General features: G+C 46.3%; 14 protein-coding genes. 7 read left to right on the plus strand and 7 right to left on the minus strand.

Going from position 1 to position 16592, the window contains the following annotated elements; translation table 11 throughout:
- Positions 1–4: 4 nt before the first annotated feature.
- From CHA6605_RS14935 to CHA6605_RS14960, 5 genes are all read right to left on the minus strand, one after another.
- Positions 5–877 carry an Rpn family recombination-promoting nuclease/putative transposase gene (locus tag CHA6605_RS14935; RefSeq protein WP_015160272.1) on the minus strand — a complete coding sequence of 291 codons (873 nt, stop codon included), beginning with the start codon at positions 875–877 and terminating at the stop codon, positions 5–7.
- Positions 878–1114: 237 nt separating this feature from the next.
- The gene (gene clpS / locus CHA6605_RS14940; protein WP_015160273.1) at positions 1115–1402 is read right to left on the minus strand and encodes an ATP-dependent Clp protease adapter ClpS; all 288 of its coding nucleotides are present in this window, start codon (positions 1400–1402) and stop codon (positions 1115–1117) included.
- Positions 1403–1404: 2 nt separating this feature from the next.
- Positions 1405–3450, minus strand: a complete 2046-nt coding sequence (locus CHA6605_RS14945; RefSeq protein ID WP_015160274.1) for an FAD-dependent oxidoreductase — start codon at positions 3448–3450, stop codon at positions 1405–1407.
- Between the two features lie 594 nt (positions 3451–4044).
- The gene (locus CHA6605_RS14955) at positions 4045–4344 is read right to left on the minus strand and encodes a hypothetical protein (RefSeq protein WP_015160276.1); all 300 of its coding nucleotides are present in this window, start codon (positions 4342–4344) and stop codon (positions 4045–4047) included.
- Positions 4345–4500: 156 nt separating this feature from the next.
- Positions 4501–5220 carry an EcsC family protein gene (locus tag CHA6605_RS14960; RefSeq protein WP_015160277.1) on the minus strand — a complete coding sequence of 240 codons (720 nt, stop codon included), beginning with the start codon at positions 5218–5220 and terminating at the stop codon, positions 4501–4503.
- 257 nt (positions 5221–5477) lie between these two features.
- Here CHA6605_RS14960 and treZ point away from each other — a divergent pair, with 257 nt between their 5' ends.
- From treZ to CHA6605_RS14975, 4 genes are all read left to right on the plus strand, one after another.
- Complete coding sequence (gene treZ, locus CHA6605_RS14965) at positions 5478–7307, plus strand: malto-oligosyltrehalose trehalohydrolase (protein ID WP_041549425.1); 1830 nt, start codon at positions 5478–5480, stop codon at positions 7305–7307.
- 235 nt (positions 7308–7542) lie between these two features.
- The gene (gene treY / locus CHA6605_RS14970) at positions 7543–10338 is read left to right on the plus strand and encodes a malto-oligosyltrehalose synthase (RefSeq protein WP_041548104.1); all 2796 of its coding nucleotides are present in this window, start codon (positions 7543–7545) and stop codon (positions 10336–10338) included.
- A 30-nt stretch (positions 10339–10368) separates the two neighbouring features.
- A complete protein-coding gene (locus CHA6605_RS34195; protein ID WP_015160280.1) occupies positions 10369–10542 on the plus strand; it encodes a hypothetical protein in 174 nt (57 codons plus the stop codon).
- 64 nt (positions 10543–10606) lie between these two features.
- Positions 10607–12136 (plus strand): trehalase family glycosidase, encoded by a 1530-nt coding sequence (locus CHA6605_RS14975; RefSeq protein WP_015160281.1) that lies wholly within the window; start codon positions 10607–10609, stop codon positions 12134–12136.
- A gap of 42 nt (positions 12137–12178) precedes the next feature.
- On the opposite strand, the gene CHA6605_RS14980 is transcribed toward CHA6605_RS14975, so the two are convergent.
- Positions 12179–13054: a bile acid:sodium symporter family protein gene (locus CHA6605_RS14980; protein WP_015160282.1), complete on the minus strand. Its 876-nt coding sequence runs from the start codon at positions 13052–13054 to the stop codon at positions 12179–12181.
- A 157-nt stretch (positions 13055–13211) separates the two neighbouring features.
- On the opposite strand from CHA6605_RS14980, the gene CHA6605_RS14985 reads away from it, so the two are divergent.
- From CHA6605_RS14985 to CHA6605_RS14995, 3 genes are all read left to right on the plus strand, one after another.
- Positions 13212–13391, plus strand: coding sequence for an MAPEG family protein (locus CHA6605_RS14985; RefSeq protein ID WP_051038882.1), 180 nt, complete (start codon positions 13212–13214; stop codon positions 13389–13391).
- Positions 13392–13582: 191 nt separating this feature from the next.
- Positions 13583–13804, plus strand: coding sequence for a hypothetical protein (locus CHA6605_RS35800; RefSeq protein ID WP_232432089.1), 222 nt, complete (start codon positions 13583–13585; stop codon positions 13802–13804).
- Positions 13805–14013: 209 nt separating this feature from the next.
- Positions 14014–15180, plus strand: a complete 1167-nt coding sequence (locus tag CHA6605_RS14995) for an AI-2E family transporter (protein WP_232432090.1) — start codon at positions 14014–14016, stop codon at positions 15178–15180.
- 47 nt (positions 15181–15227) lie between these two features.
- On the opposite strand, the gene CHA6605_RS15000 is transcribed toward CHA6605_RS14995, so the two are convergent.
- Positions 15228–16358, minus strand: coding sequence for a hypothetical protein (locus tag CHA6605_RS15000; RefSeq protein ID WP_157259998.1), 1131 nt, complete (start codon positions 16356–16358; stop codon positions 15228–15230).
- Positions 16359–16592: the final 234 nt, after the last annotated feature.

The raw sequence follows: 16592 nt of genomic DNA on the forward strand, positions 1-16592 counted from the left end.
AGTCTTACCGATTGGTTTCTAACCAATTTATTAGCTCGGTAATTGCTTGAAAATCTAATAAGGCTTCGCCTAGCTCTTCTAGTTTCTCCAAGGATAGGGCAATTATTGCAGCATTGACTTCAACAGAGAGAGTCCCAAATCGCCGCGATAATTGCCGTAGGATTAATGCTCGACCCTCAGCTTGACGACCTTCACTTATGCCTTCAGCTTTGCCTTCAGCCTTGCCTTCAGCTTTGCCTTCAGCTTTAGCATCTTGATAGACTCTGGTTTCTTGGAGGGTAATGCCAATCATTGCTTCTACCTCAGTTCTGGTTAAGCTAGTAAATCTGTAAACCATAATGGTCGAAATCATATCTATTATGGCACGACCATCTGGAAGCTGTTGAGATCGAGCGATGAGCGATTTGGCTTTAGTAACTGCGTTGTCATCGTTGAGCGTTGTCAGCAGCATTAGCTCTAATCCGAGCGGTTGTGGCTCGATATTACTCAATTCATCCAGGTAGATGCGCGTAATCCGTCCGCTAGCAAGTAGATCGCTGACTACTTCTAATCGCTCTTGTTCGACACTACGGCTGGGGTAGATGACGATCGATCGCCAGTCGTAAAATTTATCGCGATAACGATAGGTGTAAATCGCAGTTTCGCTATTGAATCGTTCGTAAAAACAATTATCTTTTTGAAACTGAATCTCGCAGAAGTAAACAATTCCACTGTTTTCGGGGGGAAGAAATACACCATCCAGGCGAAAGCTGGTTTCTTTGACTTCGACTGACTCGAAAGTATAACCAGCAACATTGGGAGGTGGATTAGCAATTAAGTCAAACAGGAGCGATGGCGATTGCTGAAAAAGTTGATAGAAGATGGTGTCGCGACGCATCGGGATTGAGAGAGCAGATTATTTTTACTCCACAATACCCGATCGTGTAATCTTCAAGATGACTAAAAGATCGATAATATTACAAAAGCAATCTTGACTCTCGTTCGCGAAGCGTGCCAAGGGCAATCGATTCTTACTCCCTTCCCACTCAAGAAATAGACGCTCTCGCTTTGTGATGTCGGTTGTCTATCCACTATCCACTCTAGATGTCTAACTTGACACTTGGAAAGAAGTATCTCATGCAGCCTCTAATGGTGCCATCGTCAAACCCGCACGGCGGAGTTGCTGGTGATAGAGTTCCGCTTGCTCTTGAGGGCCGACCCAGACGATCGCTTGTCCTTCAAAATGGACTTGATTGGTAAGTTCCCAGGCACGATCGTCACTCATGCCAGGGATATAAGTCATCAAACAAGTATGAACGTGCTCGAAGGTATTAAAGTCATCATCTAAAACGATGACTTTAAAGTTCGGGTAAGGTTTGGAAACTGTGACTGTTTCACTGGATTTTTCAGGCGCGAACACCATAGTTACTTCCACTCTTGCCAATTATTATTAAAAATCGAAGTATTTGGAAACGATGTTGGATTGTTATTCGCTTCTAGGCGTTTGCGTAGCTCTAGTAACGATGGCGATCGATTGGGGAGATTTTCGACCATTTGAGCGGGGGTGATGCCTTTTTCGAGCGCGTAGGCAATCGTAGTACCAGCCGCAGCTCCAGCCGACCATTCAAAGGAGTGAATGCGATAGGCAGCAGCAGCCACATGACTGGTAGCGATACTTTTACCCGCTATTAACATATTATCAATCTTTTGCGGAATCATCGATCGCAGCGGAATTTGGAAGGGGTAAGCTTGGCCTTCACCTTTGCGCGCGCCGAGTCGTTCGCTGTTATTGGGGGCTTCTGGTGGCGAGTTTTGCATACAGGGATGAAAATCGATCGCGTAGTGACCGATGCCCACCGTATCTGCATACATGGTCGCTCGATTGCGCGGTGTCGGTTTATCGCCAGTCAATACGTTGAGCGCATTTGCCCCAGATAAAACTGCCTGCAAGCGACGATATTCTGCTGGGGATAGTTCTGGCATTTTGTTCGGATCGAGTAGGTTATTGCGGCTCATATCCACCTCGGCAACGACAAATCCATCCTTATGCCCATAGCTAGGTCTGCCGATGATTCGGCGGCCTTCCCGAATGTAGGGATATTTTGATAAGCCATGCGCCGTGCCCATGGGGGTGTCTAAGCCGCTCACATAGCGATGATTGGGGTTGGGTGTCTTCACCCAGTGGTCGGGAGCTTTGGGATCGGGATTGGCACGAGAATCGGTAGTACCAGCCACTAGCCAATAATAAAAGCCTTGAGCGTGTTCTTCGCCTTTGCGGAGGGTATCGGTGCGTAAGCCGCCCATCCAACCGCCTGGTTTGAGTTGTCCGCCAATTTGCAGTTGGGATCGATCGAGAATCAAATTATCAGTGGCACTACCCGGACGATAATCGTTACCCCACGTCCAGTTTTGCATGGAGATATCGCCTGGTGCTGGGGCTGTATAATTAATACCGCCAAATCTCATTGGTTTGCCAGCTCCCGTACTGAAGATGCGGCGATAGCTGTAGACTAATCCAAAATCAGCTAGGCGTTTGAGTTCGTAGCTATAGTAGGGGGCGTATTGTTGATAAGAGACGGGTTGGATCTGGAGTTGTGGTTTCTCCGTTGTCGTCATCGCAAACGTATAGGTAAACCCTTGGGTACAGTAAGGATCGCCAGTTGTAGTTGCGGCAGAGGGTTCGTCAGCAGAGCGGGGATCGAGTCCCAATCGGTAGGGAACATCTGCTAAACCAACCAGTTCGCCTGTCTCGGTGGCATCGACGACATACCAATCTGCGGGTTTGGTTGCTTGTTGTTGGGGAGTTTTATAAGTTGGAATGAAGATGATTTTTTGCTTTTGAAACTTGGGAGAATCCTGATAACTATAAGCATCTTCGATCGTCTGCGACAGCGGTTCGGTATTAAGCGGTGCAGCTCCAGGTTGGGGGCGATGTTGAATTGCCACTACCGCATTAATCTGTTGTCCGTTGCCTCTTTTGCCGACAATTAATTCCTTAACTACCGTATTTGGGAACCAATATAGCTTGCCTTTGCCTTTTTTCTCAGCACCCTTGAGCATTCCATACAAAAGTTTGTGCGCGTCGTTGGGCAAGAAACAAACTTCACTGACCCAGCAGCTCCCGACGTTTAATTTGCCATAATAATCCTGAACTTTTTGGCGAAATTCTAGGTAGCCGCGTGAAAAGTATTTTTTCGATCGCTGAGTGGGGCGTTCGTCTAATGCGGATACACCTTGAGAGGTAATCTGTCCGCCTACCCAGTCGGTAATCTCAGTCATGCAAACTTGTTTGCCAGCAAGTAAGCCTTCATAGGCAGTCGCCGTACCGCTCAAACCACCTCCGGCGATCGCGATATCGCAGCCAATCGTCTGAGCGACAGGTGTAGTTTCAGCAGCAAAAGCGATCGGGTAACCTAATTCGACTGTCAAGAGCGAGACAAAACAGGCAGCAGCTAAGGATCTTTTTATCATTAGTTCGATTGTCAAATGGGTAAATGCGGGGGTTTACAGACAACAATGCGCGATCGTCAAATATCTTCAATCATGGTACACGATCGGCGATCGACTAGCCTAAGTGATTCAGCAAAGGTAAAACATGCTGAACTTTTTGCTAATTGTGAGTAGTAGCTACTCTATGCCCATAAAAACCATATTTCTATTAATTCTGATTGTCGATCGAATGACGCTAACAGCAATTTAACGTAATTGCTAGAACCCCTGTGCATCCGTCGCATTTAGCCGAACGATTTGGTTTAGGTTTTCTCAATCCGCAATCCTGTCTTGTCTTGACGCACACAAACGGGAGGGAGCGATGCGCGCTCGGCGGTTTTCCCGCCGGGATAGCGCATCAGCGACGCATCGACCTGGAGGTTTCCTCCAGGTTGTGTGCGTCAAGACAAGACAACCTCCCGTTCGTTGGCGGAGCCTTCCCGAAGGGAGCTGCGTCGCTGTCTCGCTCAATCTGGAGGGACCCTCCGCAAGCGCGAGCCGCTGCTTGGTGGAACGCACGCTGAGGGAACCTCAGCGCGATTCCATCCGCAAAATTCAAAATGGTATAAAACTTTATCACAAGCCATCAATGCGATGAAGCGATTCGATCGACTCTTCTACCTCTTCGTCATCAACACATTGCTCGATCTGGGCGTTAAACCACTTTAATTCCTCCGCTTCTGGATTTTGGATGTGGTAAACCAATAGTACCCCAGCGACCCTTGCCAGCGTCACGGGTGTGGGTGAAATGTGACTGAGGAGATTTTGAGCGTGTTGGTAGACGCTATCGATGATTGCCCGATCTAGGGGTTGTCCTAATTGAATGGCAAGTTGATGCAGGCTATCAGGGATAGAAGGATCTTCGTTAGTAGGCATAAGAGCGATCGCGATCTCGTCGGAAGTTACTACTTACCATTGTCGCTACTTGACCCGATCGAGCTAATAAAACTTCCAAATCTTTACTGGCCCGATTCGATCTCCACAGAAAATACATGACGATTTTCGATTGAGTCAGCTTGTTTCGATCTCACGTTATAATTGCGAACGATTTGATGTGGATAATGTCGCTTTTTGCTTGGCTTCGTAGAAACGGCAGGCTAGATGTCCCAAAGTGTATAACAAAGTAGCATCGCCAGCACTACCCACTACCGCACCAATGCCTGGGAGCAGTTCGACAAAGCTTAACCCCATCTTAAGCGCGCCCGAACTTCCAGTCGATAAACTCCAAATCGCCAGCACTTCGCCGCGTCGGGCAACATCGGTGGGCGAAAATCCATAAATAATCGCAATCCGATAAATCATTTCGGCTTGCAAAGCCGAGATCGCACCTAGATCGGCGGCAAATAACATTAGTGCCACAGGCGGAATAATATTGGTGACTAAACCAATTCCGGCGGCTTTCCAAGCAGTGTCGGCGATAACTCGCTGCGCCAATCGATCGGGGGTATCCAAAGGGTACTGTTGCCGCAATGTGTCAACTTCTTGCTGTACTATCTCTACATTCACCTGACCCAGCGCAGCCATGAACCAATTAATTCCTGGCACCTTGGTCGCCCATTTTATCGCGGGATTGTCAGCGATCGGCGCGATCGCTTTACCAATAGTTTCCGTACCTCGATCTACAAACTGATAAAGTACCGTCCCGACTGATTCGCTCAAGTCTGCTGCAACCGTCCGAGATGCGGTGGCAACGATGGCAAATGCGGCATCTATCATAGCAGCCCAGGATGCGTCGCGATCTTGATTACCCATGCTTTACAACCGATCCTCGATCGGCATAACACCACTTCTACCTTAACGAAGTCGGCGAGAGATCGGGGTATTCTGGCGGTAGTAAGAACCGTTGTCGTGCTGGAGGGAAATCTGACCGTTCGCTTGTCAAATACCGTTCCAGGAGGAAATTTTCAGTTGCACTTAAGTTGACGACCGAAAATCCTCTTTAGGGTAGATTTTATTTGAGATCGGATCGCCTAGATTTGAATGATATTTTCAGTAAAGGCAAAGCGATCGTGAAAGTTGGGGCTTGGTATGTAGGTGGCGATCGCTGCCAGTTTACGGTATGGGCACCCAGTGCCAAAGAGGTTTCTCTTAAAATTGTCGCGCCGAGCGAGCGGGTTTTGCCGATGCAGCCGATCGAATTTGGCTATTGGCAACTCACAGAGCAAATTGCGCCAGGTACTAATTATCTGTATCAGCTCGATGGCGATTTAGAGCGTCCCGATCCGGCTTCTCATTCTCAGCCCCAAGGGGTGCATGGGGCTTCCGAACCGATCGAACATGATACATTTGCTTGGAGCGATCGAGAGTGGTCGAATCTACCGCTTGCAGAGCTGATTATTTACGAACTACATACGGGCACATTTACTCCCGAAGGTACCTTTGACGCGATCGTCTCTCGATTGCCATACTTGAAGAATTTGGGTGTCAATGCGATCGAAGTCATGCCGATCTCGCAGTTTCCAGGCGATCGCAATTGGGGCTACGATGGCGTGTATCCTTTCGCAGTGCAAGACTCGTACGGGGGTGTGGATGGCCTCAAACGACTAGTCGATGCTTGCCACCAGCAAGGGATAGCCGCGTTCCTAGATGTGGTTTATAACCATTTTGGCCCCGAAGGCTGCTACGTTGATGATTATGCCCCATACTATATCGATAAATTTCAATGTTTATGGGGGAACGCACTTAATTTTGATGGTGCTGGTAGCTACGGAGTCCGCAACTACTTTATTCAAAACGCGCTCTACTGGCTAGAAACTTTCCACATCGATGGTTTGCGTATAGATGCTAGCGACAATATTTTCGATCTCAATGCCAAACACTTTCTTCAGGAGCTAGCAGAAGCCACCGCAGAGCTGTCGGATCGTGCCGGAAGATCGTTTTATCTAATTGCCGAAAATGACCTCAGTGACGTCCGCCTGACGCGTACAGCCGAGCAAGGCGGTTACGGATTAGATGCGCAGTGGAACGATGCTTTTCACCATTGCGTACATACCGTACTCACGGGCGAACAGTCAGGTTATTACAAAGATTATGGAACTTTCGAGCAATTAGCCAAAGCCTACAAGCAAGGATTTGTCTACTCTTGGGATTATTCTCCCGATCGACAACGTTGGCACGGTAGCGATTCGAGCGATTTGCCTGGGCAAAATATGGTAGTTTGCATTCAAAACCACGACCAGGTTGGCAACCGAATTTTAGGCGATCGATTATCGCAATTAGTCTCATTTGACGCACTCAAAGTTGCTGCTGCTGCCTTATTTATGGCTCCTAATATTCCGCTCCTATTTATGGGTGAAGAATATGCCGAAGCAGCACCATTTTTGTACTTTGTCAGTCATACCGATCCAGAATTAATTGCCGCCGTTCGTGCTGGACGTAAGAAAGAATTTGCCCACTTTCATCAAGAGCAAGACTACATCGATCCTGAAAGTATGGAGGCTTTCGATCGATCTAAATTACAGTGGGAAATCAGCCAGCAAGGGAAACATCAAGTGATGTTTAGTCTATATCAGCATTTAATTCAATTACGCCGCACGATTCCAGCTTTGAGGCAATTAAATAAGCAAAATCTCGACGCGATCGGATTACCAGAAGAACGAGTGTTGCTACTCCATCGCTGGTGTGATGAAGGGGCGATCTTTTGTCTGTTGAATTTCGATCGGGATGATATCTCATTCGCACCGACTATTCCCGCAGGTAACTGGCAAAAAATCCTCGATTCTGCTGAGGAGAAATGGTTGGGTGCTGGTTCATTAATGCCGGAAGCATTAAATTCTTCGGATCGAGCAATTACGCTTCGAGCTAGTAGTTTTGCCCTTTATCAAAGTACATCCACATAACATAGTTCTACATGGATCTGTAATGCCGGGTTTATGCGATCGATAGCGATTATAACGATAACCTCCGTACAAATCCACCTTCCACACTCTTAACCTTCAGCTCGTCTTTCTAATTGGGTTAGAAAAAGAAATCCGCAGGTTGCTAGTGGAGTTAGACAGCTTTGGACGAAGGTTATTTTCAGATTTGGGTTTGTTGCATAAACCTGCACCTACAGCGTTAATAAATGAGATGATGATGAAAATTCCTACTGCCACCTACCGCCTCCAATTTCACAAAGACTACCCTTTCGCCCTCGCTCGATCGATTGTGACTTACCTAGCTGATTTAGGTATTTCGGACATCTATGCGTCCCCAATTTTTAAAGCTAGAGCGGGCAGTACTCACGGCTATGATGTCATCGATCCTACCCAACTCAATCCAGAACTAGGAACGGCTGAAGAATTTGCGGAATTAATTAAAGAAGTCCAACAGTATCAAATGGGTTGGTTGCAAGATATTGTGCCCAATCACATGGCTTACGATAGCCAAAATGTCTGGCTGATGGATATCTTAGAAAATGGGCCGGATGCCGAATCATTTGATTATTTTGATATTAATTGGACACCAGTTTCTGAAACTATCCCTGCCCGCGTGTTGGCACCGTTGCTTGGCAATTTTTATGCAGAATGCCTAGAGCAGGGCGATCTAAAGCTGGCCTATGAGGAAAGTGGGCTGAGTATTAATTATTTCGGTTTAAAGTTGCCGATTCGACTCGAATCCTACAATCGATTTATATCAAATAACTTAGGTCAAATCATGCGATCGATCGGTAGAAATCATCCTGATTTTATTAAGCTATTAGGTATTTTATATCTAGTCAAGAATGTTGCCAATGAAGCTAAAGGTCGAGAACTGTACGATCGAGTTACTTTCGTCAAAGGTCTGTTGTGGGAACTCTATAGCCAAAATGAGACAATTAAGGAGTTATTTGATGCTAATGTACTGGCATTTAATGGCGAGGTTGGCAAACCAGAGAGCTTTAACTTACTAGATGGAATGCTCAACGAACAGTTTTATCGTCTCTCATATTGGAAGGTGGGTGCGGAAGAGATTAATTATCGACGTTTTTTTACCGTCAATGAGTTGATTTCGGTCAAAGTTGAGGAAATTAAAGTTTTTCATAAAACTCATTCGCTGATTATTCAATTAGTTGAAGACGGTAGTTTTACCGGACTGCGAATCGATCATATCGATGGTTTGTACGATCCCGTTCGGTATTTAGAGCGACTGCGCGATCGAACGGGAGAAACCTATATTACAGTAGAAAAAATACTAGAACTATCTGAAAATCTGCCATCTGATTGGCCGACTCAAGGTACTAGCGGCTACGAGTTTCTAAATTATGTAAATGGCTTATTTTGTTGTGATAAGCATCAAGACCAATTAACACAATTTTATTCAACATTTACTCGATCGTTTGCCGAATATGAAACGCTGGCTGTCGATAAAAAACGCCTAATTATCGAAACAAATTTAGCAGGTGATGTCAGTAATCTCGCAGATCGACTCAAACGGATTGCCGGACAAACGCGCCTCGGTGGTGACTTTACTGCATATGGTTTAAAGCGCGCTTTAACAGAAGTGTTAGCATTTTTTCCAGTTTATCGGACTTATATTGCATCCGATCGAGTCACCGCAGCCGATCGATCTGTGATTCAATCGGCGATCGAGAGATCCAGAGAGCAAGTGCCGCAGTTACTCAAAGAGTTGGACTATATCGAGCAACTATTACTCCGCCAGGGTGAAGATTATTTGACCGAAGCTCAAAAAAGCGATCGGCTCGATTTTATCATGCGAATGCAGCAATTGACGGGGCCGCTGATGGCTAAAGGGATTGAAGATACGCTGCTGTACAGCTATAACCGTCTGCTCTCGCTCAATGAAGTTGGCGGTAATCCCGGTCAATTTGGTATTTCGCTCTCGCAATTTAATGAATTCAATCAACACAAAGTCGAGCATTGGCAACACTCCATGAATGCCACCGCCACCCACGATACCAAACGCGGCGAAGACATGCGCGCCCGCTTGAATGTGCTCTCCGAACTACCCACCGAATGGATCGAGCGAGTCAAAGTCTGGGCAGATTTGAATGCTGACAAAAAGCAGAAGATCGCTGGTAAAGCTGTCCCAAATCGCAACGACGAATATTTTCTGTACCAAACATTAGTAGGTGCATTTCCATTCAACGATAGTGAGTTTGCTGAATTTGGCGATCGAGTCAAAGCCTATGCCATCAAAGCCGTGCGCGAAGCCAAGGTTCACACCGCATGGCTGCGTCCCGACAGCAATTATGAAGAGGGCTATTTAGCCTTTATCAACGCCATCTTCGCTACGCCAGAAACTAACCCCTTCTTGCGCGAATTCCAGCCATTTCAAAGTCAAGTAGCTGAGTATGGCATCCTCAATTCTCTCTCCCAAGTGCTGTTGAAATATACCGCACCAGGAGTGCCAGATCTCTATCAGGGCGATGAATTTTGGGACTTGAATCTAGTCGATCCCGATAACCGTCGTCCTGTAGATTACGATCGCCGCAAGACTGCCCTCACCTACATTCGGGAGCAGATCGATCGCAATATTTTAGAGCTAATCGACGAACTATTCACCACCCAAACCGACGGCAGAATCAAGCTGTTTCTCACCTTTCAATTACTGCAAGCCAGAAAAACAGATCTCGATCTATTCCAGCAAGGCGATTATCTCCCGCTAGAAGTAACAGGCGAATTCAGCGATCGAGTTATTGCCTTTGGGCGACAGTTCGAGGGAAAAATGGCCATCTCGATCGCGCCACGTTTCTTTGTCGGCTTAGTGTCGCCAGGACAACGCCCCCTCGGCAAGGACATCTGGCAGAATACCAGTATCCACCTCCCACCATCGGCACCGACAAATTGGAATAATGTCATTACCGGACAATCCCTGCAATCTGCTTCTAGCCTACTTTTCGTCGGTGAAGCACTAGCACATTTTTCAGTCGCCCTCGCGATCGGTCAATAGTCTTTAACAATAATCTGTAGGGATGGGTTTATGCAGACAACCATCGGTAAAATTCCAGAAATCTCAACCAAACCCACCCAACCCCACCAGCAATTATCGATCGTTCGGGAATGTCCGGTGGGTAATCGAGGGTGGATAACATGCGATCTGTTATTGGTGAGGAGGGCGGGTTTGTCCGCTAGTTATCATTACAGTCGCAATTGATGGCATAAACTCGCCCCTACAGCCTTAAAAATCGCCCCCGTCCCCCATCTCCCCCTCTTTTTATATGCTAACCAATCTCCCCACTACAAACCCAATCCCCACCCCCACCCAAATTCAATCGGTGCGAGACTACATTAAACGTACCTGGAAAACCCTATATCGATCGCAAGAACACATCCTGCAAGCCGCCAAAGACATCAAAGTCGAACATACCTCCGGCCAAAGGTGGATCGTATATGTCTCCCAACAAGAAGACTTCGCTCGAGTCACCCAAACCCTCCAGCAAGTCCTCCCACCAGCAGAATGGAACCAAATCGATCTCCGCATCCTACCTGCTGATGTAGACCAAATTCAAGAGCACGGTCTTCTCTACCTGCCCCATGCTTACGTCGTGCCTGGTGGTAGGTTCAACGAAATGTATGGGTGGGATAGCTATTTTATTCAGATGGGGCTGTTGCGGGATGGTGAAATCGACCTGGCGCGGAGCATGACCGAACAATTGGTGTATGAGATCGAGCATTATGGCACTATTCTCAATGCCAATCGCACTTATCAGTTAGCGCGCTCTCAGCCGCCACTACTAACGCTGATGATTTTGGCAGTATATGCCCAAACTCACGATCGAGACTGGGTGAGATCGCTATTACCGATGGTCGAGCGTTTTTACTATTACTGGACGGTGCCGCCCCATTTGAACCCCTCCACGGGACTATCGCGTTACTATGCCTTAGGTCATGGCCCTGCGCCGGAAGTGCTAGTATCTGAGAAAGATGAGGACGGTAGAACGCATTACGATCGCGTGCGGGAGTATTACCGTCAGCATGAGGTGAATGACTACGATCTAGCCCTATATTACGATCGAGAAGAAGATTGTCTGACCGACTTATTTTATCAAGGCGATCGATCGATGCGCGAATCAGGGTTTGATATTAGCAACCGTTTTGGCCCCTTTAGTGTCGATATCATTCACTATGTGCCCGTCTGCCTGAATGTGTTGCTGTACCAGATGGAGCAGGACATCGCGACACTCTATGAAATCGTGGAGCAATCCGAAACCGCCCAAACCTGGCGAGAGCGGGCAATCGATCGTCACGAACGGATCGATCGATTTTTGTGGGATGAAGACGCGGGTCAATATTTTGACTACAACTTTAGTACGGGAGATCGTCGTCCTTATGAATTTGCCACCACTTTCTATCCTCTGTGGGCGGGAATTGCCTCCACCGAGCAAGCCCAGCGAGTAGTCCAAAATCTCGATCGATTTGAAATGCCTGGTGGTTTGCAAACCAGTACCCATATCAGCGGCAACCAGTGGGATGCGCCCTTTGGGTGGGCACCGTTACAGCTATTTGCAGTGCAGGGTTTGCGTCGTTATGGTTACCAAGAGGATGCCGAGCGGTTAGCACGAAAATTTATTGCTATGCTCGTCCAAGAATTTACCAGCACTGGCACCCTGGTCGAAAAGTACGATGTCTGCGCCTGTTCGGCTGACGTTTCGGCAGAAATCCTGTTTGGCTACAGTTCTAACGAAGTTGGCTTCGGCTGGACAAATGGTGTGTTTCTGGAGTTGTTGGCAATTTTAAATGATGAGTGAATGGGCTATTTATCCGCTCGATCTACTACCGCCCAACAAAAATCAGGCTCGTCCCTCTGCAATGGCAACTTTTCTACCGTAGAGGATTGTTGCAAATCCTGTGACATACATCAACAGGCTATAAACAGCAGCCGGAATAGCCATTTCGGGGTTATTCAGCAGACCAGCAGTAATCGCTAGAGCTAGCGTACCATTGGAAATGCCGACCTCGATTGCAATGCAGATTTGTTGGGAGCGGGGTAACTTTAGCACTTTACCGATCGAGAATCCAGCTAGCATTGATAGTACATTGAGCAGCAATACGCCAACTCCTACCTGCAAGATAAATCCAGGTAATTTGCTACCTTCGCGCACTACGAGCAGGATAATAATTAATGCGAGCAAACCAGCGGCGACGCGGCTCATCACCTTTTCCAGACGATTGGCAATGTGCGGAAATCTTTGGCGAACGGTCATGCCGATCGCGATTGGTAGCAGGGTAATCAGGAAAATTTGCCCCATCGTCTGACCGATGGGCATCTCGATCGCGGCATTCTGTCCGAGAAAGTGCTGGAGTGCGAGATTGGCGAAGACTGGAATCGTGAAGACTGTAATAATACTACCCACTGCCGTAAGCGAAACTGACAGTGCAACATCTCCCTTTGCTAGGTAGGTAATTAGATTAGACGAGGGACCACCACAACATAGTGCCAGCACGATTAGTCCGACAGCAATCGTCGGTTGCATCGGTACTATTTGGGTAATTAGGAGGGCAATTAGGGGTAATAGTAGCACCTGACAAATGGTGCCTACTGCCACCGCTTTGGGATAACGAGCGATCCGCTTAAAATCTTCGGGAATCAGACTCAAACCCATTCCCAGCATTACTAAAGACAGGGCTAATGGTAGTAAGACAGCGGTGAATAGGTTACTTTGCATATAATGTAGTCGAGATTGACATAAAATGCATTTTACCTTGTTTATAGCGATTGAATTTCCTTACTACACGAACATCGAGGTGAGCAATCTTCGCGATCGATCTTAGATTTGAGAGCGATATTTTGGGAGTCGGTACCTTTTACTTTATTAAATCCTAATGACTTTACTATGGGCACAGGGATTGGCGATTTATCTACCGCTACTTGTCATCGGGCGAATCGTTCACATGGTGAGCTATCTCAAAGCACTCCAACCGTGGCGGAATTTATCTTATCAGTTGGGGTTGTGGGTAACATTTGTCATGACAGTACATATTGTACTGCGATCGATCTCATGAAGCTCTGTAGAAGTGCAATACAGGGCGTATCTAGCGGTTGGGGGAGTACAAATTAGTACAAGCGATTCATCAGAGAACAAACTATCAAATCTTTGATTGACCCACTCCAAACGTAGATGCAACAAATGATTAAACTTTATCAGAAATAAGTCCTAGAATAGACAAGGGAATGTCAGGCAAAGGCTCAAAGCATGAAAATCACATATGCACAATTTCAGGGCAAATCAAGGATTCTGCAAAGCCTGACAGGTCTAAATCAGCAAGAATTTGAGAAACCACGTAACGGACAGCTCACGGAGCAGCAAAAGGAAGACAACCGAGTTATTTCCAACGTGCGGGTGGAAGTAGATCATCAGATTTGTGGCATTAAACGGTGCCAAATCGTGGTGCATAAGTTCCGCAACCTTTGTTGACCACTATGCTGATGATGTGATGGAAACAGCCTGTGGATTACACAATTTTCGATTGACTCATCGCCAAAAAGGAGCTGTAGCACAGGCAGTCGCAGCCTAAAATTACAATCTGCTACGATCTCTCGATCGTCAACTCTTTCTTCACTATTTCCGATAAAGTCTATTTTGTTAGCGAGTCGAGATCGAGGGGAACGGGCGATCGTTGACACTTGCTGACACATCACGTCTGTTATTCAAGTTATGCTGATAGAAGTAAGCCCAGACCTCTTGAAGTAGCAACCGCTGAAGATCGAATGCTCTCCTACCAAAAACTACCTCAATGGCTCCAGATTAGTTTAGCGTTTCCGTTGATTTTTCTAAATGGCTGGCTGATTGGGCTGCTCTATCATTTCTTACAACCGATTTCTAGTATCGTCATTACGGCTTGTTTGGTAACATTTTTACTAGATTATCCGATCGCCTTCTTGGAACGGCGCGGACTGCCCAGAGCTTTGTCGATCGGGTTAGTGCTGATTATCGCGATTGCCTTAGTAGGCGCGGTCGGTTTTGGACTATTGCCGATCGTGTTTCAACAATTGCAGGAATTTGTCAACCGCTTACCCGCTTGGCTGACTGCCGCACAGCAGCAAGTCGATAGCCTCAGTACGCTGCCGATTTTTCAGGATATTCCGATCGAGCTGACTAATTTAACCGCAGGATTGAGCGAGCGAGTCACTCAAACTCTACAACTAGCCTCGCGCAAAGCGATCTTCCTCGCTGTAGAGACGATTAACAGTGCCTTAAATTTGCTGTTGATTCTCGTGTTGACGATCTTATTGGTGTTTAGCGGCGAGCCATTATGGAATGGATTGTGGAGCTGGCTCCCCGCACCTTGGCGCGAGCGAATTCAAGACTCGCTGAAGCAAAGTTTTCAGAGTTATTTTGCAGGTCAAGCGATCGTTTCTACCATTCAAGGTGTCTCGCTGATGACGGTATTTCTCTTGCTTCAGATACCGTTTGGATTGTTATTTGGGTTGACGATTGGGTTTGCCAGTTTGATTCCCTTTGGTGGTACCCTGACGATTATTGTGATTAGCTCGCTGCTGGCTCTCCAAAACATTTGGTTGGGACTCAAAGTTTTGCTAGTCGCGATCGTCGTCGGTCAGATTATTGAAAATGCGATCGCCCCTCGGTTGATGAGTGGCATGACTGGACTCAATCCAGCTATTGTGTTCATTTCTGTGTTAACGGGGTCTCAAGTAGGGGGACTGCTCGGACTCCTGCTAGCCGTACCGACTGCGGGGTTTATCAAACGAATCGCCGATGCTCTCAAGGAGAGAGCCAACCCACAATTGGAAAACTCAAAATTGGACTCGGATCTCGTCAGCAGTCCTTGATATATTGAGGCCAGATTGCCGCTCCGATCTAGCTCAATTATCGATTTTTAGATATTACTGAAGAGCGTCCGGAGAATTTTAGGTAGATATTCGATCGCCACATACATCATCATCCCAGTAATAGTACTAACAGAAATAACCTGAGTTAAACTAAGTGGCGCACTTAGGGCACTTTTAATTAAATTCATTGAATTTTTTAACTGCCGATTCTTCAGTTCTAAGAGCGAATTATTGACCAATTTAACAGGAAAATTTCGCTCCAATCTTTGAGTAGGCGTGTCGATCGATTTTATTAGTTGATATTTTCCCAAGAAACCATCGATAGTAATATAATAGTCTTCACTATTTGACGAGCAGTAAGAATTTTCATAGCCAAAGCAAGCATAAAGACAGAATTCACTGGGACTATCGACCTTTTTAAATTTTGGATAATTAATTTTAAAGCCGGGATAGTCGCGAGTAACTCTTTCTTGAAGATATCGATCGTTACAATCGTATCCAGCCATAAATGACTGCTGAAGTAGATTCGAGCCATATTCAAAAATCCAATCTTCTTTATTGTCGAGCGAGCCGATCGGCACTGCTACTGTGGATAATTCTAAAGAAGAACCTATGAGCTTAATTAATTGATATTTTCCTAGATAATTGTCGATCGTAATATAGTAATTTTCTCGATCGGCAGAACAGTGCGCATATTCATAATTTGCACAAGCATGAAAACATCTTTCATTAGGAGTATCCACCCTCGAATATTTCAGTTCGTTAATTACAAAACCAGGATATTCAAATGCTAATCTCTCAGCTAAATATCCAGCATTGCATTCGTAGCCAGCTTTCAACGATTGTTGGAGTAAAGCCGAGCCGTACTTAAAAATCCAGTTTTCTTTAGTTTTGATAAATATATCGATCGTAAATATACTAGGGATTTCCGAACGCACGATCGAATTAGTATAATTGCGACGATCGAATAGCTCGCTGTTTACAATTTCTCCATCGGCATGACCCAAGCTCAGATAAGATGTTCGATCGTTCCAAATCCCATTTTCATAGCTAGCAATAAATAGATCTATTGCATCGATCGCGGCTGCCTGAGATTCATACCATTCCATCCGATCTTGGTGATGTACGTACCAGTTTGTTGACAATTTTTTCTTACCCATCATCGATCGTCCATTCAAAGGGCTTACGATTGCCGATCTATTCTTTTCCAACATCCTCTAACTGCGATCGAGCGATTGAGCGATCGTTCTACTGTACCAATACGATATCCTCATGGCTCTGGATACGGCTCAGAACTGCTGCTACCCCGATGAGTCGCGACTAGAGACATTCTTATTCTAAGTTAATCCCCAATTCTAAGCATTGATAAGCGTGTGGGCACGATCGAGTGGCGAACAGATCGATCTCAAACT

The sequence above is a fragment of the Chamaesiphon minutus PCC 6605 genome, from assembly GCF_000317145.1.
GTDB lineage: Bacteria > Cyanobacteriota > Cyanobacteriia > Cyanobacteriales > Chamaesiphonaceae > Chamaesiphon > Chamaesiphon minutus.